This is a genomic window from Nocardia crassostreae (genome assembly GCF_001613405.1).
GTDB lineage: Bacteria > Actinomycetota > Actinomycetes > Mycobacteriales > Mycobacteriaceae > Nocardia > Nocardia crassostreae.
The window spans coordinates 99,006-117,655 of sequence record NZ_BDCH01000003.1; the positions used below are offsets into that span (position 1 = coordinate 99,006).

22 protein-coding genes and 1 pseudogene are annotated in these 18,650 nt (G+C 67.9%); 9 read left to right on the top strand and 14 right to left on the bottom strand.

Translation table 11 applies throughout. From position 1 onward, the window contains the following. The first annotated feature begins 49 nt into the window (after positions 1-49). The 3 genes from NC4_RS01710 (at position 50) to NC4_RS01720 (ending at position 1,553) form a co-directional block, all read left to right on the top strand. Positions 50-361 carry an antibiotic biosynthesis monooxygenase family protein gene (locus NC4_RS01710; protein ID WP_067531456.1) on the top strand — a complete coding sequence of 104 codons (312 nt, stop codon included), beginning with the start codon at positions 50-52 and terminating at the stop codon, positions 359-361. Positions 362-561: 200 nt separating this feature from the next. Further along, the gene (locus NC4_RS01715) at positions 562-756 is read left to right on the top strand and encodes a CbtB domain-containing protein (RefSeq protein ID WP_067531458.1); all 195 of its coding nucleotides are present in this window, start codon (positions 562-564) and stop codon (positions 754-756) included. After that, positions 747-1,553 carry a CbtA family protein gene (locus NC4_RS01720; RefSeq protein WP_245721437.1) on the top strand — a complete coding sequence of 269 codons (807 nt, stop codon included), beginning with the start codon at positions 747-749 and terminating at the stop codon, positions 1,551-1,553. The genes NC4_RS01715 and NC4_RS01720 overlap by 10 nt, the downstream gene beginning before the upstream one ends. A gap of 57 nt (positions 1,554-1,610) precedes the next feature. Here NC4_RS01720 and NC4_RS38620 read toward each other — a convergent pair. The 4 genes and pseudogenes from NC4_RS38620 to NC4_RS01735 all read right to left on the bottom strand — a co-directional run bounded on the left by NC4_RS38620 (position 1,611) and on the right by NC4_RS01735 (position 3,551). Then, positions 1,611-2,055: pseudogene (locus tag NC4_RS38620) on the bottom strand (OsmC family peroxiredoxin). Positions 2,056-2,171: 116 nt separating this feature from the next. After that, positions 2,172-2,552: an SRPBCC family protein gene (locus NC4_RS01725; protein ID WP_245721438.1), complete on the bottom strand. Its 381-nt coding sequence runs from the start codon at positions 2,550-2,552 to the stop codon at positions 2,172-2,174. Positions 2,553-2,581: 29 nt separating this feature from the next. Then, entirely contained in the window at positions 2,582-2,902 is a 321-nt protein-coding gene (locus NC4_RS01730; RefSeq protein WP_067531460.1) for a DMT family transporter, read from the bottom strand. A gap of 1 nt (position 2,903) precedes the next feature. Further along, positions 2,904-3,551 (bottom strand): FMN-dependent NADH-azoreductase, encoded by a 648-nt coding sequence (locus NC4_RS01735; RefSeq protein ID WP_067531462.1) that lies wholly within the window; start codon positions 3,549-3,551, stop codon positions 2,904-2,906. Between the two features lie 102 nt (positions 3,552-3,653). On the opposite strand from NC4_RS01735, the gene NC4_RS01740 reads away from it, so the two are divergent. Then, complete coding sequence (locus NC4_RS01740) at positions 3,654-4,265, top strand: TetR/AcrR family transcriptional regulator (protein ID WP_067531464.1); 612 nt, start codon at positions 3,654-3,656, stop codon at positions 4,263-4,265. Here the strand turns inward: NC4_RS01740 and NC4_RS01745 are convergent. Beyond that, the gene (locus NC4_RS01745; RefSeq protein WP_067531466.1) at positions 4,240-5,094 is read right to left on the bottom strand and encodes an ABC transporter permease subunit; all 855 of its coding nucleotides are present in this window, start codon (positions 5,092-5,094) and stop codon (positions 4,240-4,242) included. The genes NC4_RS01740 and NC4_RS01745 overlap by 26 nt on opposite strands. Further along, positions 5,091-5,912, bottom strand: coding sequence for an ABC transporter ATP-binding protein (locus tag NC4_RS01750; protein ID WP_084528362.1), 822 nt, complete (start codon positions 5,910-5,912; stop codon positions 5,091-5,093). The genes NC4_RS01745 and NC4_RS01750 overlap by 4 nt, the downstream gene beginning before the upstream one ends. A gap of 230 nt (positions 5,913-6,142) precedes the next feature. On the opposite strand from NC4_RS01750, the gene NC4_RS01755 reads away from it, so the two are divergent. Then, on the top strand, positions 6,143-7,345 hold the full coding sequence (locus NC4_RS01755; protein WP_067531471.1) for a sensor histidine kinase: 1,203 nt from the start codon (positions 6,143-6,145) through the stop codon (positions 7,343-7,345). Positions 7,346-7,375: 30 nt separating this feature from the next. Beyond that, positions 7,376-8,038 (top strand): response regulator transcription factor, encoded by a 663-nt coding sequence (locus tag NC4_RS01760; protein ID WP_067531472.1) that lies wholly within the window; start codon positions 7,376-7,378, stop codon positions 8,036-8,038. Here NC4_RS01760 and NC4_RS01765 read toward each other — a convergent pair whose 3' ends face one another. Continuing rightward, complete coding sequence (locus NC4_RS01765; RefSeq protein ID WP_067531677.1) at positions 8,039-8,746, bottom strand: ArsR/SmtB family transcription factor; 708 nt, start codon at positions 8,744-8,746, stop codon at positions 8,039-8,041. Between the two features lie 64 nt (positions 8,747-8,810). On the opposite strand from NC4_RS01765, the gene NC4_RS01770 reads away from it, so the two are divergent. Both NC4_RS01770 and NC4_RS01775 read left to right on the top strand, forming a co-directional pair. Continuing rightward, positions 8,811-9,506, top strand: a complete 696-nt coding sequence (locus tag NC4_RS01770) for a hypothetical protein (RefSeq protein WP_067531474.1) — start codon at positions 8,811-8,813, stop codon at positions 9,504-9,506. Next, positions 9,503-10,279, top strand: a complete 777-nt coding sequence (locus NC4_RS01775) for an isocitrate lyase/PEP mutase family protein (protein ID WP_067531477.1) — start codon at positions 9,503-9,505, stop codon at positions 10,277-10,279. The genes NC4_RS01770 and NC4_RS01775 overlap by 4 nt, the downstream gene beginning before the upstream one ends. Before the next feature lie 3 nt (positions 10,280-10,282). Here the strand turns inward: NC4_RS01775 and NC4_RS01780 are convergent, their stop codons facing one another. Further along, positions 10,283-10,933, bottom strand: a complete 651-nt coding sequence (locus NC4_RS01780; protein ID WP_174566816.1) for a vWA domain-containing protein — start codon at positions 10,931-10,933, stop codon at positions 10,283-10,285. Positions 10,934-11,125: 192 nt separating this feature from the next. Between NC4_RS01780 and NC4_RS01785 the strand changes: the two genes are divergently transcribed. Then, positions 11,126-11,920 (top strand): LLM class flavin-dependent oxidoreductase, encoded by a 795-nt coding sequence (locus tag NC4_RS01785; protein WP_245721439.1) that lies wholly within the window; start codon positions 11,126-11,128, stop codon positions 11,918-11,920. On the opposite strand, the gene NC4_RS01790 is transcribed toward NC4_RS01785, so the two are convergent. The 6 genes from NC4_RS01790 to NC4_RS01815 all read right to left on the bottom strand — a co-directional run bounded on the left by NC4_RS01790 (position 11,917) and on the right by NC4_RS01815 (position 18,632). After that, positions 11,917-12,708, bottom strand: a complete 792-nt coding sequence (locus NC4_RS01790; protein ID WP_067531683.1) for a phytanoyl-CoA dioxygenase family protein — start codon at positions 12,706-12,708, stop codon at positions 11,917-11,919. The genes NC4_RS01785 and NC4_RS01790 overlap by 4 nt on opposite strands. Positions 12,709-12,818: 110 nt before the next feature. Next, positions 12,819-15,374, bottom strand: a complete 2,556-nt coding sequence (locus NC4_RS01795) for an ATP-dependent Clp protease ATP-binding subunit (protein ID WP_067531479.1) — start codon at positions 15,372-15,374, stop codon at positions 12,819-12,821. Between the two features lie 250 nt (positions 15,375-15,624). Next, positions 15,625-16,539 carry an esterase/lipase family protein gene (locus NC4_RS01800; RefSeq protein WP_439957468.1) on the bottom strand — a complete coding sequence of 305 codons (915 nt, stop codon included), beginning with the start codon at positions 16,537-16,539 and terminating at the stop codon, positions 15,625-15,627. A 152-nt stretch (positions 16,540-16,691) separates the two neighbouring features. Continuing rightward, positions 16,692-17,297, bottom strand: coding sequence for an anthrone oxygenase family protein (locus tag NC4_RS01805; protein ID WP_067531483.1), 606 nt, complete (start codon positions 17,295-17,297; stop codon positions 16,692-16,694). 150 nt (positions 17,298-17,447) lie between these two features. Next, entirely contained in the window at positions 17,448-18,071 is a 624-nt protein-coding gene (locus tag NC4_RS01810; RefSeq protein ID WP_067531485.1) for an FHA domain-containing protein, read from the bottom strand. 198 nt (positions 18,072-18,269) lie between these two features. Continuing rightward, positions 18,270-18,632 carry a histone-like nucleoid-structuring protein Lsr2 gene (locus NC4_RS01815; protein ID WP_067531488.1) on the bottom strand — a complete coding sequence of 121 codons (363 nt, stop codon included), beginning with the start codon at positions 18,630-18,632 and terminating at the stop codon, positions 18,270-18,272. Positions 18,633-18,650: the final 18 nt, after the last annotated feature.

Consider the following 18,650-nt stretch of genomic DNA (forward strand, 5'->3'; position numbering starts at 1 on the left):
GTACCGCGGCGGGCACGAGGGCCCAGGGAGTGAGGGTAGCCTCCACCCCATGGCAGTCGTCAAGATCAATGCAATCGAGGTCCCCGAGGGCGCGGGCCCCGAACTGGAGAAGCGCTTCGCGCACCGTGCGCACGCCGTGGAGAACTCCCCCGGCTTCCTGGGTTTCCAGCTGCTCCGCCCGGTCGCCGGTGACAACCGGTACTTCGTTGTCACGCAGTGGGATTCGGAAGAATCCTTCACCGCCTGGCGGGACGTCCCGGCACGCGAGGCGCATGCGGGCGAGGCCCGCAAGCCGGTGTCCACGGGCGCCTCGCTGCTGGAGTTCGAGGTGGTCCTGGACGTGGCGGGCAAATCCGCCTGATTGACGTAAGGCCAGGTGAGCTGTCACAGTTCGAGTTGTAGTAAGCGATGGTGACGAGTAACCCGGTGTGATTCCGGGGCGGTCGCGCCACTGTAGTTCCATGCATCGAACCCGAGTCCGGGTCCAGGTGCCGGGAGAGCCAGACACCGGCGCCGTCGCACCCAACTCGACGGGGACGCGAATTCCCCAGGAGGACTCGAATGGCCATCGTCCATACCCCCAGCCGGGCCGGTGACGCGCTGCAGGCGCTGCTCATTTCGGCCGCGGTCGTTCTTCTCGCACTGCTCACGCTGTACCTGGTCGGCTTCGATCAGGGCGCCATCTCGCGCAGCGGCATGTTCATGCACGAGCTCATGCACGACGGACGACACCTGCTGGGCGTCCCGTGTCACTGAGCGAATCCAAGCAGCTGACGGGTTCGCTCAAGACGCTGCTGCTGCGCGGCCTGCTGGCCGGCCTCATTGCGGGCCTGCTGGCGGGCACCGTGGGTTACTTCATCGGAGAACCCAAGGTGGACGCCGCCATTGCCATCGAGGAGGCCCAGGCCGCCGCACCCGCCGACCATCCACACGGGTCGGAAGCGGAAGCCACGAACGGCCATTCGCACGGCGACGAGGAAGAGCCGCTGGTGAGCCGTTCCGGTCAGAAGGCCGGTCAATTCTTGGCGCTGGGCCTGTACGGCCTGGCCATCGGAGCCATCTTCGCCACCGTGGCCAATGTGGCCCGCCGCTACACCATCCTGTCGGGCCCGCAGCTGTCGCTGGGTCTGGCCGCCGGTGGCTGGCTGGCCATAGTCGCGGTGCCGTTCTTCAAATACCCGGCGAACCCGCCCGCCGTCGGCGATCCGGAAACCATCAACGACCGCACCTGGCTGTGGGTCGCGGTGGTCCTGCTCGGCTTCGCCGCCGTCGGCCTCGCCGTGTACGCGCACAAACTGCTGCGCAATATGCTGCCGACCGTCCGATTCATCGGCGCGGTAGCGACTTTCGTACTCGTCACGGCGGTCGGCTACATCCTGCTGCCGGGCGTCAACGAGGTGAAGTCCGACTTCCCCGCCACACTGCTGTGGGAGTTCCGCGTGGCCTCCCTGGCCGAGACCGCCACCCTGTGGCTGTCCCTCGGCCTGGCCTTCGCGGCCCTGACCGAATTCGCGTCTCGCGGGGTGCGCGAAAAGGATTCAGCCGCGGCGTAATTACCAGAACACGGAAACGGGCAGTGCCGGATATCCACCGGCACTGCCCGTTTGCCGTCACGCCTCGAAGGTGGCGTCCAGTTCGATGTTGTCCACGCCCGCGAGGGCCTTGGAGAACCGGGCAGCCCGCCTTGGCGGCAGCGGCGGCGGCCAGGAAGCCCGCCTCGTCGATGCCCGCGGCGCGGCCGATCACGGTCAGTTTGATGTTCGAGATGCGGAAGCCGCCCGCCGGATCCGGACCCAGGGTCACATCGGCGGTGACATCCAGGCTCTGCGGGGTGCCACCGGCCGCCGCGATCTGCCCGGACAGCGCCATGGAGTAGCAGGAGGAGTGCGCGGCGGCGATCAGCTCTTCGGGGCTGGTGGTGCCGTCGGCATTGTCGGCCTCGCGCTTCGGGAACGAGACGTCGTATTTGCCGACGCCCGAGCTGACGAGTTCGACCTGACCGGAACCGTCCTGCAGCCCGCCGGACCAGGCGGTGCGTGCGCTACGTACTGGCATCACTGTCCTTTCGATTGGGGAAGCCGTCCGCGTTCGAACGTACCCGTCCTCACACCGGTGCGGTGGCGCGCTGGTCCAACTGTTCGAGGACGATCGGCCAGGATTTCTCGTGCCGGTCACGGGCGGCGGCATTCGGGAATCCGGCATGGGTGAGAAGGAAGGGCGGTGCCCGCGCCGTGCGGTGTGAGTTCCACGGTGAGAACGGTTTCCGCGCCCTCGGTGCCGCCCGCGCCGGTCACCCAGGTGAGTTCCACCAGTTGCGCGGGGACCAGGCGCAGGAAGCGACCGTAGTGCGGGTGGCCGCCGCCCGCGGTGAAGAAGAACGGTTCGTTCACCGCGGGGCGGCTGAGCACCGAACCGGGATCGGCGAACCAGAGGCTCAATTGCTCGGTGCACATGCGGTAGAGCTCTTCAGGGGAAGCCGCCATGATTCGTTCGGCGACCAGGAAGAAGGGCCGCGCGGAGAGGTCGGGCGGCCGTATCGGCGCAACGTCCATGCGCGAGAAGATACCGCTCATCGCGCCGATCACTCGGGATTGGTCACCCGAGCCAGCACGATGCCGCCCACGATCATGGACAGCGCCAGCACCCGGCCCAGGCTCAGCGGATCCTTCTGCACCAGCACGCCCAGCCCGATGGCGCCCACCGCGCCGATCCCGGTGAAGACGGCGTAGGCGGTGCCGACCGGCAGGCTCTGCATGGAGACCGAGAGCAGATACACCGCCACCGCCGCTAGCACGAAGCAGACGAGGGTGGCCAGGGGTTTGGTGAAGTTCTCCGTCGGCTTGATGGACTGCGACCACGCGATCTCCACCAATCCGGCCAGAAGCAGTATCAGCCAGGGCATTTCAGTACTCCTTACCGAGTCGGCGCGCCGCCTCGAGGGCGGCGGCGTAGGACGCGTCGTGCTTGTCGCGCAGGTGCGCCAGCGCCGGATCGTGGCGCGAGTTGACCAGTTCCGCATTGACGAAAACCGTGTCCTCGACGGCGAAATGGCCCGCGAAGAAGTCGCGCAGATAGCGCTCCTGATAGTCGTAGATCGCCTTGGGCGCGCCGGGCGAGTACGCGCCGCCACGAGCGGTGGCGACCACGAAACGCCTGGGCGCGAGGGACATTCGCGGGAAAGTGATCTGATCCAGCCAGGACTTGAGGCTGGCCGGGATCGAGTAGTTGTACATGGGCGTGCCGATGAGCACCACGTCCGCCGCCCGCACCTCCGCGAGCAGGGGCTCGACAACTGCCCAGGCCGCCCGCTGCGCGGGTGAGATCGCGAGCTCCGCGAGCCGATCCAGATCGGTATTCCCTTGCGCGAGAACGGCATCACAGAGTTCGGTCCAGCCCTCGCCGATGAACGGCACGGGCGCGGCGGCCAGGTCGCGGTAGACGTAGTCACCCTCGGGATGTTCCGCGCGCCAGGCATCGGCGAAGGCGGAACTCAGCTCCCGGCTCAGGGAGTTGCCGCGGGCGCTGGCGTCGAGGTGCAGCAGGGCGGGCATTTCGAACCTCCGGTAAGTGGACGTTGTGCCCGTTTACGGATCGATAATGAACCCAACCGGACAATCTGTCCACTTATTCCGAGATTCGGATACAGTGACCGCATGGAGGATTTGCCCCTGCTCATCGAGCCGAGCGGCACCGGCCGGGCCGAACGAGCCGATGCGGCGCGCAATCGCGCCCAGGTCCTCGAGGCCGCGGCGGGCCTGTTCGCCGCCCGCGATCCGCGCACCGTCACCATGGACGACATCGCCAAGGCGGCCGGGGTCGGGCGGGGCACGCTGTACCGGCGGTATCCGGATGTCGTCGCCATTGCCACCGCACTGCTGGACGACCACGAGCGCGCGATCCAGGAACAGCTGCTGCGCGGCGAGCCGCCGCTCGGGCCGGGCGCGCCGCCGGAGGAACGGCTGGCCGCGTTCTACGCGGCCATGGTCGAATTGCTGGAGACGCGTGCGAATCTGGTGCTCGGCGCGGAGGTCGGCGGTGCGCGGTTCCGGACCGGGGCCTACGGATTCTGGGTGGTGCACGTCCGGTCGCTGCTGGTGGAAGCCGATGTGCCGGAACCGGATCCGCTGGTGGACGTCCTGCTCGCGCCGCTCGCCGCGGAGGTCTACCGACACCAGCGCGAGCGCGGGCTGACCTCACAGGAGATCAGCGCCGCGCTCGCTCGGCTGGCCGGGGGCATGCTCAGATCATGTCGCGGCGGCGGATGAGCCACACCGTGCCCACCGCGAAGACCGCGATATAGGCGGCCAGCACCAGCACGGACTCGTTGCGGCCCAACACATCCAGCACACCCGGGGTGGCCGGTCCGCCGCCGCCCACCGTGCGCATGGAACCCGCGAGGGATCCGGCGGCGGTCCCCGGCAGGTAGTCGGTGACGGCCTCGATCGGCTTGAAGATGCCCGCCACGCCGCGCAGCAGGTTCTCCACCACCAGCACCCACACCAGACCCAAGCCGACGGCCAGGGCCGGGCCGCGGGCGATCGCGCCGATCAGCGCACCCGCCAGCGTCCACATGCCCAGAATGGCCGAGCCGACGCCGATTCCGAGCACGATCTGCCGCACCGCGGGCAGCGCCAGGGACTGCCCCTCACTCGCGGCGATGAGCGCCGCCACGCCGGTATCGATCACGAAGGCCACGATCACCAGGGCGACCACGGTGAGCGCCAGGCTGATCACCACCCCGCCGACGGCCGCGACCCGCGACGGGCCCTGGGTGAGCACGGTTTTCCAGCTGCCCCAGCCGTAGCCGCTGCCGATGGCCAGTGCGCCCAGCACCAGCAGGAGCGCGCCGCCGAACATGGCCATGCCCTGGGTGAAGACCTCCGGCACGGCGGCCGGAAGCATCAACTGCAGCAGCACTTCTCGCGGCTGGCCATTGGACATTCGACCGCTGTCGCCGGTCGTGTAGGCCAGGTAGTTGAACAGGTAGGCGAAGGTGAGGTTCAACAGGATCCATGTGCCGAGCACGATCCAGAAGGCGGGCCAGGTGCGCAGGCGCAGCAGTTCGGCCCGGGTGGAAGCCAGCAGGTCTTTCATTTCACGCTCTCCGTCATTTCGAAAAAGACTTCTTCCAAGGACTTCTCATCGCTGCGCAGCTCCATGAGCTCCGCGCCCGCCTCGATGACCGCGCGCGCCACGGCGGGCGCCTGTGCCACACCGGCGTCGACCCTGATGCCGGTGGCGGTGAGCAGTGCGGATCGGTCGCCGACCACCCGGCGCACCGCCGGGAAGGCCAGTTCGAGGGGTTCGGCGCGCACGAACAGTGATGCTGCGCCGCGCAATTCACGCACGGTGGATTCGGTGAGCAGCCGCCCGCCGGAGATGACGCCGACGCGATCGCAGATCTCCTGCACTTCACTGAGCAGGTGACTGGACAGCACGACGGTGTGCCCGTCGGCGGCTAATCCGGTAATGAGCTCCCGCATCTCGGCCATACCGGCCGGATCCAGACCATTGGTGGGTTCATCGAGAATCAGCAGGTCGGGATGGCCGAGCAGGGCCGCCGCCACGCCGAGGCGCTGCTTCATGCCCAGGGAGTAGGTGCGGAATTTGTCGCCGCCGCGGGCGGACAGTCCCACCCGCTCCAGAACGTGCTCCACCTCGTCGCGGCCGACTCCCCGATAGCGGGCCAGCACCCGCAGATTGTCACGGCCGGACATGTACGGATAGAAACCCGGGCCCTCGATGAGAACCCCCATGCGGCGCAGGGTTTCCGGATCGCCCGGCGACCGGCCGAGCACGGTCGCGGCGCCGTCGGTGGGCCGGATCAGGCCGACCAGCATGCGCAGGGTGGTGGTCTTCCCGGCGCCGTTGGGGCCGAGGAAACCGTAGATCTCACCGCGCCGGACACTCATACTCACGGCATCCACGGCAGTGTGGGAGCCGTAGCGTTTGGTCAACCGGGTGGGAGCCGTAGCGTTTGGTCAACCGGTCGGTGCTGACAATCGCTTCGTTCATGGCCATAACGATCCGCTCCGACCTGCGGTGAAACATCCGCCGCGCAGCCCGATCCGGTGTACGTATTTGGACGTATTTCTGGCCTGGAGCGGTGCCGCCGGGGTGCGTACGGCGCTACGGTGCAGCTATGGAGACGAGTGGGGGACGAATCGGGCGGTGGGATGTGCCGCTGGCCGCGGTGGTCGCGGCGATCACGCTGGGTGCGGGGACCCTGGCCAATGCGCATCAACCGGAGATGCGCTCCCTCGATGTGCTCGGCTACGCGCTATTGCTGGCGGGCCCGCTGCTGCTGACCGTGCGGGGGCTGTACCCGCTGCCGGTGTTCTACGGGGTGCTGGCCGCCGATGCCGCCTATGTGCTCGCCGGGTACGGCTACGGGCCCATCTTCCTCTCGCTGATCATCGCGTTCCTCACCGCCGCGGTCGCCGGATCTCGTTGGTACACATACGCCGCGGTGCCGCTCGGCTATCTGCTGATGGTCTGGCCGGTACCCGGCTGGCGCGGTTACGAGAGCAATGCCTGGCAGGAGTTCGGGCTGCTGGCCTGGCTCATCGTGCTCATCGCCATTGCCGAGGGCATCCGGCAGCGCCGCGCCGCCGTGCTGGCCCGGCGGCAGCGCGAGGAGGAGGCGCGGCGCAATGAGCTGGCGCAGCGCGCCCGCGAGCTCGCCGAGCGCGAGCAGCGGGCCAGCGCGGAACGGCTCGCCATTGCCCGCGACCTGCACGATGTGCTGGCGCACAGCCTGTCGCTGATCAATGTGCAGTCCTCGGTCGCGCTGGAATTGATCGATCGCAAACCGGAGCAGGCCGCCACCGCGCTGGCCGCCATCAAGACCGCCAGCAAGGACGCGCTCGGCGAGGTGCACGCGCTGCTGCGCTCCATTCGCTCCAGCGCGGGCACCACCACCGCGCCGACCAGTCCGGCCATCGGGATCAGCGATCTGGACGGGCTCACCAAACCCGCGCGGGCGGCCGGGGTGGACGTGCGCACCATTGTGACCGGGTCGCCCAAACGGCTGCCGTCGGTGGTCGACGTGACGGCGGCGCGCATCGTGCAGGAGTCGCTCACCAATGTGGTGCGGCATGCGCCGGGCGCGAGCGTCCTTGTCACCGTGCGCTATTCGGGCGATCGGCTGTATCTGGCCATCGACAACACCCGCCCCAGCCAGCCCCCGCTCGCCACGCCCAGCGGCGGCCACGGCATTACCGGTATGACCGAGCGCGCGCACGCCCTCGGCGGGCGGCTGCTGGCCGAGCCCAAACCCGACGGCGGTTTCCGGGTGGAGGCGCGGCTGCCCATCCACCTGGCACATCCGGAACCGGCCGCCTAGGTTCGAAACGTCGGCGATACAGGAGGTTTCGTGAGCATTCGGGTAGTGATAGCGGATGATCAGGCGCTGGTGCGCGGCGGGTTCGTGGCGCTGCTGGACGCGCAGGACGATATCGAGGTGGTCGGCGAGGCCGACAATGGCGAGCGGGCCGTGGAGCTGGCCCGCGCGCTCACCCCCGATGCGGTGCTCATGGATATCCGCATGCCGGTCCTGGACGGGCTGGCCGCCACCCGCGCGATCGCCGCCGACCCGGCGCTGGCCGAGGTGAAGGTGGTCGTGCTGACCACCTTCGAACTGGATGAGTACGTTTTCGAGGCCATGCGGTCCGGGGCCACCGGATTCCTGGTCAAGCACACCGAGCCCGCCGATCTGGTCAAGGCGGTCCGGGTGGTGTCCGGCGGTGACGCGCTGCTGTCCCCCAGCGTCACCAAACGCCTGGTCGCCGAATTCGCGACCCACGCCAAACCCGCGCCCGCGGGCTCGTTCGCGGAGCTGACCGACCGGGAGCGGGAGGTCATGACGCTGGTCGCGGAGGGGCTCACCAATGCCGAGATCGCCGAGCGGCTGTTCATGAGCCCGGCCACCGCCCGCACCCACGTCAGCCGGATTCTGTTGAAACTCAATGCCCGCGACCGCACGCAGCTGGTGGTCATGGCCTACGAATCCGGCCTGGTACGGCCCGGCTGGCAGTAGTCACCGCAGCTCGGCGGCCTCGATTCCCAGCAGATCGCGCAGTCCCGCTTCGCCTTTCGCGGTGACGGCAATGGCGCGACCGGACCCGATCCGCTTGACCCACTCGAGTTCCCGCAAGCGGCGGCACAATTGCGCACCGGCGACTCCGCCGAGATGCGTGCGCCGTTCGGTCCAGTCCAGGCACGGCCGGACCACCGGGCGGCGCGTCTTCCGCAAGGTCGCCGGATCCACGCCGAACGGCCCCGTCAACAAGGCCACGCCGCTGTCGGTGAGCACGAAACCCGCACTGGTATCGAGAAATTCGCGGGCCGTCAGCGCATCGGTAATGGCCACGCCGAGCCGCCCCGCGAGATGGTCGTAGCAGGTTCGCCCGCGCGCCAGCGTGGCGGCGACGGTGGCGGACTTGAGCCCGCTCACCGGACCGCCGGGCGGCCCGATATAGGCGTTCATGGCCTCCAGCAGTTCCGCCACGCGGGCATCGGCGAGTTGCACATACCGATGCCGCCCCTGCCGCCGCTCCGCCAGCAGCCCGCCCGCCAGCAGCCGGTTCAAATGCTCGGTCGCGGTGGACGCCGCGACCCCGGCGTAGCGCGCGAGCTCACCGGCCGTCCAGGCCCGGCCGTCGAGCAGGGCCAGGCAGATATCGGCGCGGGTGCGGTCGGCCAGCAGCGCGGCCAGTCCCGCCAGTTCGGCTCCTCCGGATCGCATGCCGCCATGATTCTCCGGAATCACTTCGGCGGCCACCGAAGTATTCCGGGCATACCGTCGATCCATGCCCCGGACCTGCCCCTTCCTGACCGATCCCGACCAGGTGCGCACCGCCCTGCACCGGGCGCCCGTGCCGCATGTGCCGCCGGTGCGCGACCCTCTCGGCCTGGCCTGGCTGCGCGCCCATGTCCCGCGCTTCTGCGACGGCCCGGACCACACCCGCCGCCGCGCCCTCGTGCTCGCCGAACTGGACCGCCTGTCCCCCGCCGATCTGCGTGCCCGCGCCCGCACGGCCGCCCATTTGCCGCTGGCCCACGTTCAGGTGCTCATCGATGAGCTGGGGCTGCCCGGCGCATCCGCCGACGCGGTGAAAACCATTGCCGCCCACTATCAACCACACGAACCCGACAGCGCCGCCGCCGATGCCGCGGTGGTCGAGCTGGTCGCGGCCTGCGGCGGCGTGGCCGACGAGGCGACCGCCGCGCGGATTTGCGTGCTCGTACAGGCCTGCGCCGCCACCGATGCGCTGCTGGCCAATGTCCGCGCGCTCGACGCCGCCGGAACCCCCGAGGAGCGCATTGCCCGCACCATGCGCGAAAACCCGCCCCTGCGCGCCACTCGACGCGTCATGGACGGCGAACTCGTCGAACTCGATATGCGCCATCCCGGACTGGGTTTCGGTGTCGGTCCACACGCCTGTCCCGGCCGGGAGCACGCCATCGCCCTCGCCGCCGGAATTCTCGAAGGAGCTCAGCAATGACCAAGACCGATGCTTTCCACGCCCTCCACCACGGCCCCGGCCCGCTGATCCTCCCCAATGCCTGGGATTTCGGCTCCGCGGCCATGCTCGCCGCCGCCGGATTCCCGACCGTCGCCACCACCAGCCTGGGTGTGGCCGTCGCGGCCGGTCTCGCCGACGGCGAGGGCGTGACCCGCGCCGAAACCCTGGCCCTGGCAACCCGGCTCGCGCGGCTGCCGATACCGGTGACCGTCGATATCGAAGCCGGATTCAGTGAGAGCCCGGACGCGGTGGCCGAATTCGTCGCCGAGCTCGCCGAGTTGGGAATCGCGGGCGTGAACCTCGAGGACGCCCGCGCCAATACCCACCTCGCCGCGCCCGCGGAGCACGCCGCCCTCATCGCCGCCGTCAAGGCGCGCACGCCCGGCATCTTCGTCAATGCCCGCACCGATACCTACTGGCAAGAGCGCGAGGAGGATTCGACGATCGATCGCGCCCACCGCTACGAACAGGCCGGAGCCGACGGCATTTTCGTCCCCGGCCTCACCGATCCCGACCTGATCGAGAAGTTCGTCGCCGCCGTATCCCTGCCGGTCAACCTCCTCTATTCGGCGACCGGACCCTCGCTCACCGCCCTCACCGAACTCGGGGTGGCGCGCGTCAGCACCGGCTCACTCCTGTACCGGGCGGCCCTGGGCACGGTCGCCGATCTCGCTCGCGCCATCCTCGACGACCGGACCGTCACGCCCACCATCCCGAGCTACCGCGATATCCGAGTCCTGACCGGCGACTAGCGGTCAACTCCCGGGATTGGACTGGTCGCGTTCCGCATCGGTGAAGCCGTCGTCGGTGAAGGGGCTGCCGGGTGCGGCGGATTGAATGCGGCCGGTGTAGGAGGCGGCGGCGCGGAAGACACCGGAAACACCTTGGGGCGCGGCGGCATAGGTGATGGACTGGCGGGGGGAGAAGCCCATCTCGGTGCCGATGGCCACGGCGTCCATATTCGCGCCGAGGAACAGGAAGTTCCACTTCCAGACGTCCTGCTGCTGGGTGATCAGGGATTTGACGGCGGCGTGGGACCACTCCTTGCTGGAGTTCTCGTGACCGTCGGTGAGGACCACGACGATCACCGTGCCGGGGCGGCGGTGGTCGGGGCGGGCGGCGAGTTCGGCGCCGACCTCGGTGACGAGTTTGCCGACGGCGTCGTAGAGGGCGGTCATACCGCGCGGTTCCAGCTGCAGCGGCGGCACCTCGGCCAGGGGCCGATTCGCGTAGACCACCTGGTAGTCGGTGTCGAACTGGGCGAGGGTCACCTCGATCTGTTTGGGCACCTCGCGTTGCTGCTCCATATAGGCGTTGAATCCGCCTTCGGTGTCGGACTTGATGGACTGCATGGAGCCGGAGCGATCCAGCAGTACGGCAATGAGTGTGAGATCCGGATTTGTCATGGTTGAACCCCCGAACGGCCTGGTTACCAACCCCATCCACGCTACGCCCGCCCGCTTACGATCAACCGGGGCAAAACCTTGCGGTACCGGCGGTTTCGACCACCGCCGAAGACCCGCGTACGTCTCCGGACGTAGGCGAGGTACCGCCTGGAAACCGATTCCCCGACAATCGTCGGCGCGCATGCTCGGACCATGAGCATGAACTTCGGCCTCGTCACCGTCCCCCGCTCCGGCAGCGACTGGGTGCGCAGTGTCCAGGACGCTGAACACCAGGGCTACGGCTCGGTCCAGCTGCCCGACACCCTCTACACCCCGTCCCCGTTCCCCGTCCTGGCCGCCGCGGCCGCCGTCACCTCGACCATCCGGCTGCGCCCCAATGTGCTGGCCGCCCCCATGCGCTCGGCGGCGGCCACCGTCCGCGAAACCGCCGCCCTGCAGATGCTGTCCGACGGCCGCTTCGAACTGGGCATCGGCGCCGGGCGGCCCGACGCCCAGGCCGAGGCCGAGAAGTTCGGCGTGCCTTGGGGTTCCGGCGGGGACCGGCGCCGCCACCTCATCGCCACCGTCGAAGCGGTACGGGCCGGAGTCCAGCCCGTACCCGCCATCGTCATTGCCGCGAGCGGACCCCGCATGCTGGCCACCGCCGCCGAATTCGCGGACCGCATTCATCTGGCGGTGGAGCCGTCCGCCACCGAACAGGACATCGCCGGGATCGTCGCCACCGTGCGGGACCACACCGACCGGCCGATCGTCTTCAGCCTCCAGGCCGTCGGCATCGGCGATCGGCTGCCCTACTACCTGTCCGCCCGTATGAGCCTGACCGGCGACCAGCTCCGTGCGGCGGGGGCGGCGGCGCTGATTCCCGCCGACCCTGCCGAAGCGGCGGAGATCCTCGAATACCGCCGCGAGAAGTACGGCATCGACGAACTGCTGGTTCCCGGTGAGCTCGCCGAAGCGTTCGCGCCGATTCTGGCGCGCTGCCGCTAGGCGGCCAGACCCCGCCTGATGGCGAGCTCGAGCGGCGAGTAGTCCCCGTCCGCACGGTCGAGTTCGCACGGCTGCCGCAGATCCAGCGGAGGCTGCGCAAGGAAGCGCGGGTTCCGCCCGTGGTGCGGCTGGGCCGCGTGCACCAGGAAGGGATGGCACAGGTAGACGTCACCGGCCCGCCCGGTGGCGTACGCCTTCGGGAGATCGGCTGCGATGGCGTCGAAGTCGAAGTCGAAGAGGGTGGCGCCCGCGGTCCCGAAGGGTTCCAGCAGCTTCGCCATCCGCAGATGCGAGCCGACGCTGATCCGGGTGGGCGCGTCGTCGATCTCGATATCGGAGAACAGGAACAGCATCAGCAGTGCGCGGCCCTTGGACTCCACATTGAATCGCCACCGCATGAAGTCCGTCGGCTCATCGCCCGGAAAGCTGGTGTCGACGTGCCAGCCGTCGTCACCCGGCTCCGCGGTGCTGGGGAAGCGAATCGGGAAGGTGCCCAAGCCGTCCCGCGGCACCCACCGGTCGCGTCCGACCAGCTGATCGAAGGCTTCGTGCAGCGCGGGCGCGGTCGCCGCCTGTTTGAAGGGCGGGTTGCCGAATCCGGGCAGGCGGATCACCGGCCGGGTCCAGGTGGCGGGATCCTCCGGATCACATCCGCATGCCCGCCAGAGAAATTCGCGGGCGTCGGCCGCCACCTCGGCCGGGAAGGCCCCCTCCACCTTCACGAATCCGTCGGTGATGAATGCGGTGATCTGATCGTCGGTGAGCAATACGGTCCTTTCATTCGGCAACCTTTCGAGGATGCTCGACACCGCCACCGCGCCGCCAACGAATTTCCGCGTCCGGAAACGGCGAAAGCCCCTCCCACCAGTGGTGGAAGGGGCTTTCGAGCGAACCGTTTCTACTCGCCGGAGGCGGCAGCGGCGGGCGCGTCACCCGCGAGGGCAACGACCGGCTTCTCCTCGGCGGCGTCCTTCTTGGTCAGCTTGGCCTTGCCGGTGAAGGTGAACTTGGCGTTCTCGCCCTGGCCCTCACCGTCCCAGCCCTCGACGTCCACGACCACGGTCTGACCCGCGCCGAGTTCGCCGAAGAGGATCTTCTCCGAGAGCTGATCCTCGATCTCGCGCTGGATGGTGCGACGCAGCGGGCGCGCACCGAGCACGGGATCGAAGCCGCGCTTGGCCAGCAGGGACTTGGCCTGCGGGGACAGCTCGATCTCCATGTCCTTGTTCTTCAGCTGCTTGGCGACGCGGCCGATCATCAGATCCACCATCTGCACGATCTGATCCGTGGTCAGCTGGTGGAAGACGATGACATCGTCGATGCGGTTGAGGAATTCGGGGCGGAAGTGCTTCTTCAGCTCGTCGTTGACCTTGAGCTTCATGCGCTCGTAGTTCGAGCCCTCGACATTCGACTGCGCGAAGCCGAGGCCGACCGCCTTGGAGATGTCCTGCGTGCCGAGGTTCGAGGTGAAGATCAGCACCGTGTTCTTGAAGTCGACCGTGCGACCCTGGCCGTCGGTGAGGCGGCCGTCCTCGAGGACCTGCAACAGGGTGTTGTAGATCTCCTGGTGGGCCTTCTCGATCTCGTCGAAGAGCACGACCGAGAACGGCTTGCGGCGCACCTTCTCGGTGAGCTGGCCGCCCTCTTCGTAGCCGACGTAGCCCGGAGGGGCGCCGAAGAGCCGCGACGCGGTGAAGCGGTCGTGGAACTCGCCCATATCGATCTGGATGAGCGCGTCGTCATCGCCGAACAGGAAGTTCGCCAGCGCCTTGGACAGCTCGGTCTTACCGACACCGGAGGGACCGGCGAAGATGAACGAGCCCGAGGGACGCTTGGGATCCTTCAGACCGGCGCGGGTGCGGCGGATGGCCTTGGAGACGGCCTTGACCGCGTCCTCCTGGCCGATGATCCGCTTGTGCAGCTCGTCCTCCATACGGAGCAGACGGGTGGTCTCCTCCTCGGTGAGCTTGAACACCGGGATACCGGTCCAGTTGGCGAGGACCTCCGCGATCTGCTCGTCGTCGACCTCGGCCACGACATCCAGATCACCGGAACGCCACTGCTTTTCGCGCTCGGCCCGCTTGGCGACGAGCTGCTTCTCCTTGTCGCGGACACGAGCGGCCTTCTCGAAGTCCTGCGCGTCGATCGCGGACTCCTTCTCCCGGCGCGCATCGGCGATCTTGTCGTCGAATTCGCGCAGGTCCGGCGGCGCGGTCATCCGGCGGATGCGCATGCGCGCGCCCGCCTCGTCGATGAGGTCGATGGCCTTGTCCGGCAGGAAGCGGTCGTTGATGTAGCGATCCGCCAGGGTGGCGGCGGCCACCAGCGCGCCGTCGGTGATGGACACCCGGTGGTGCGCCTCGTAGCGGTCGCGCAGACCCTTGAGGATATTGATGGTGTGCTCGACGGTCGGCTCGCCGACCTGCACGGGCTGGAAGCGACGCTCCAGCGCGGCATCCTTCTCGATGTACTTGCGGTACTCGTCGAGGGTCGTGGCGCCGATGGTCTGCAGCTCACCGCGAGCCAGCTTGGGCTTGAGGATGGAGGCCGCGTCGATGGCGCCCTCGGCCGCGCCCGCACCCACCAGGGTGTGCAGCTCGTCGATGAACAGGATGATGTCGCCGCGGGTGTTGATCTCCTTGAGCACCTTCTTCAGGCGCTCCTCGAAATCACCGCGGTAGCGGCTGCCCGCGACCAGGGAACCCAAGTCGAGGGTGTAGAGCTGCTTGTCCTTGAGCGTCTCGGGGACCTCGCCGTTCACGATGGCCTGGGCCAGGCCCTCGACCACGGCGGTCTTACCGACACCGGGCTCGCCGATGAGGACGGGATTGTTCTTGGTGCGGCGGCTGAGCACCTGCATCACACGCTCGATCTCCTTCGAGCGCCCGATGACCGGGTCCAGCTTGCCTTCGAGGGCGGCCTGGGTCAGGTTGCGGCCGAACTGGTCGAGCACCAGCGAGGTGGACGGGGTGCCCGCCTCGCCGCGGGTACCGGACTCCACGGCCTCCTTGCCGCCCTGGTAGCCGGACAGCAGCTGGATGACCTGCTGGCGCACGCGATTGAGATCGGCGCCCAGCTTGACCAGCACCTGCGCCGCGACGCCCTCTCCCTCGCGGATCAGGCCGAGCAGAATGTGCTCGGTGCCGATGTAGTTGTGGCCGAGCTGCAGCGCCTCGCGCAGCGACAGCTCCAGCACCTTCTTGGCACGCGGGGTGAAGGGGATGTGACCGGACGGCGCCTGCTGGCCCTGCCCGATGATCTCCTCGACCTGGCTGCGCACACCCTCCAGCGAAATGCCCAGGGACTCCAGGGACTTCGCCGCGACACCTTCACCTTCGTGAATCAGACCAAGCAGGATGTGCTCGGTGCCGATGTAGTTGTGGTTGAGCATCCGGGCCTCTTCTTGGGCCAGGACAACGACCCGCCGCGCGCGGTCGGTGAACCTCTCGAACATCGCTCCCTCACTCTCCTGCTCCGCCGTCTACGGCATCCGGCGCTTCAGACCCTGTGCTGCCCTTCTGGTCGCCAGCCTGCCATGAAGCCCTGGGGTTGCATCCCCCACCTCCCACTCTAGTGGTGAGGGGTCACGCCCGTCGTCCGTCCACCCTATTGCGAACCGGCGATAGTACGACTCATTCCCTCATAACGGGGCTGTAGCCGGGAACGTTTCCGTCCCGGCTACGCCGACAGCGAACACGGGCGAACTACCCCGTGAAGGGCGGGATGAACTCGCAGACGACCGGGCGCGGATGCGCGGGATCGAGGGCATTGAGCATGAAGCCCGCGGTGCGCGGACTGCCCGCGATGGCCATGTGTTCGGAGAAGTCGCTCTCGCAGCCGTCCTGCACCACGATGTTCACCGCATTGGGCGCTTCGATCAGACCGACCGTGTACGGGAAGGCGATCTCGTCGTATCTGGTGGCGATATTGGTGTAGGTGACCTGCGGGGCGTAGATCCCGTCGGCATTGAGCGCGTTCATGAAGCTGGATCCGCCCAGCATCTGCGAGCAGACGTGGCAGACGCTGCCGACGAGCATGCTGTCCACGGCGTCGGGCTCGATGCCCAGCTGCCGCCCCATGGTGCGCACCATCTCCATCTGATCGCCCGCGCCGCCGATCCACGGCCCGGCGATGGAAACGAATCGCTCCACCTTGGCCGCGCCGCCGAGCCGCTTCACCACGTACTGGCCGACAATGCTGCCCTGCGAGTGGCTGACGAAATCCACGCGGGCGGCGCCGGTCGCGGCCAGCACCCGATCCACGAAAGCCGAGACCTGCGCGGCGCTTTCGGGAACCGGCCGCAGACCGCCCAGGGTCTTCAAGGGAAAAGGCAGATCGAGATTGCCGTAGGTCAGGGCGTAGACGCAGTAGCCCTCATTGGCCAGCAGCGGGGCGTACGCGCCCCAGTTGGTCTGCGCGCCGCCCGCGGTGCCGTGCAGCAGCACCACCGGATTCGGATGCGCGGCGGTCGGCTTGCACGACCAGTCGTTCGAACCCGGCAGTGAGCCACCGGGATTCGAGAGCTCGTACGGGATGCCCGCGAAAAAGTTGTAGTCGACCGGATATTCGGCGCGAGCGGTGCCGCTCGCCCCCACCCATAACATCGCCAGAACAGCCATGAACAGCATCGATCCCGGCGAACGGCGCGGCAGCGCACGTCGCATGAGCCCCTCCAAAAAATAGAACGCGTTCCGGTAACGTAACCGGAACGCGTTCTAGTCCGAGGGCTTACCGACGGGTAATGTATGAAACCTGTTGCCGCGGGTTGCAGTTACCAGCGCGCGGGGCCGTGGCCCGGCTGCACCGGACCGCCGTAACCGGGCTGCGCCACCCCGCCGCCCGCGACCGCCCCGGCGGGCAGGGCCTCGGACTCGGACTTGCCGTGCTGCTGGCCGGCCACGAACAGCGCGCCGCACAGCACCAGGAACGCCGCCGTGTGCAGCACGCCGCGCAGGATGTTCCAACGGATCCACGGGGATTCGAAGTCCGCGCGCACGGCCGCCAGATCGGCGATCTGCGCCGGATCCCCGGCCGCCTCCAGCGCATTGTTGAGCGGGACGTTCAGTCCGGCGGCCACCGCGAAGGCGATCACATTGATCACCAGGGCCACGGCCAGCCAGATCAGCGTGGTGCGGGCGTCCTTACCGAGGTGCAGCGCCACCGCGAGCACCGTGAATCCGACGGATCCCAGGAAGCTGAACATGAACCACGGGTTGAGGATGACCACGTTGATCTTCTGCATCACGTCGATCATGGTGCGGTCGTCGGACTGGCGAAGGGCCAGCATGACCGAGTTCGCGTAGGCGTAGAACACTCCGGCGACCAGCCCGGTCGACAGCGTTGCCGCCACCAGGGCGGCGATGCTAAGTGCGAACATGAAACTCTCCTGACTGGATCTGCCACCCGCGGAATTCCCGGGCGATCAACGACTTCCAGTCAACCGGGACCGGGAGCGGGTCTCCATGGCTCAGAAGCTCGCACACATGAGCGGGAGTCCACAACACCACGGCGCCCCCAATTCCGGGGGCTACAGATCCCGTTCGGAGATGACGCCGGATTGCAGGGCCAGGTTGGCCAGCCGGACCCGCTTGGCGTTCTGCGGCAGGTCCTCCACGCCGAACTTGGCGAACAGGGCGCGCAGATGGGTCTTGATGGCATCCACGCTGAGGAACAGCTCGGCGGCGATCTGCTGATTGGAGGCCGGTGAGGCGAAACCGTCATTGCCGCGCAGCGGGCGGCACAGGGCGATCAGGACCGCGCGCTGGGTTTCGGTGAGCGAGCGCAGAGTTGGCAGGCCGCCGGTGGAGGTCTGGGTGATATCGCCTGCGGCGCCGCTGAAATCGTGGAAGGTGACGCGCGAGGTGCCCATCCAGATGACATCGCCCGGTTGCAGGCGATGCCTACCGACCAGTCGGTCCCCATTCACGAACGTGCCATTGCGCGAGAGCCCGTCATCGACGATCGTCCAGTGCGCACCCAGGTATTCCGCGGTCGCGTGCAGCCGGGACACCTCGGCGTCCCAGAACAGCGACAGATCGGCCTGCGGTGAGCGGCCGATGGTGATGCGCGGCTGATCAGGAGTCAGCATCAGCTCGTGCTGCTGGCCCTCGTGATCCTTGACTCGCAGGAATGAACCCGGAAATGCGGTCACTGCGCCGATACCTCTTCTCTACATCCAGCCAGTGACATCGTTCGCACAGTTTCAATGGTGCCGTGCCGCCGGGGCGCGAGCAAGATCGTGGCTCGGAGTTGGGCAGGCACTACCCAGGCAAGTTATATGCAAAGCGTATGAATAAACCACTGCCGCCCGGGTTCGCACGAAACACCCGAGCGGCAGTCGCAAAGAGCACTAGTTCTTCGCCGCAGCCTTGTTGTAAGCCTCGGTGATGTCGGCGGAGATACGTCCACGCACCGAAACCTTGTGTCCATTACGGCGAGCCCATTCACGAATCGCGGCACTTTGTTCGCGATCGATCGAGACCCGGCTCTTCGGTCCCGCGGTCGCCGCAGCGGCGGCCTTGGTACGACGCCGACCGCTCACGCGACGAGCGTTGGAAACCCACACTTCCAATCCGTCCCGCAGCTTGGCCGCATTCGCCGTCGACAGGTCGATCTCGTACGAGACGCCATCGATAGCGAACTCGATGGTCTCGTCCGCGATGGACTCACCGTCGACATCGTCGATCAGGCTAACGGTGACCTTCTTCGCCATGAGATGAACGTCCTCTCG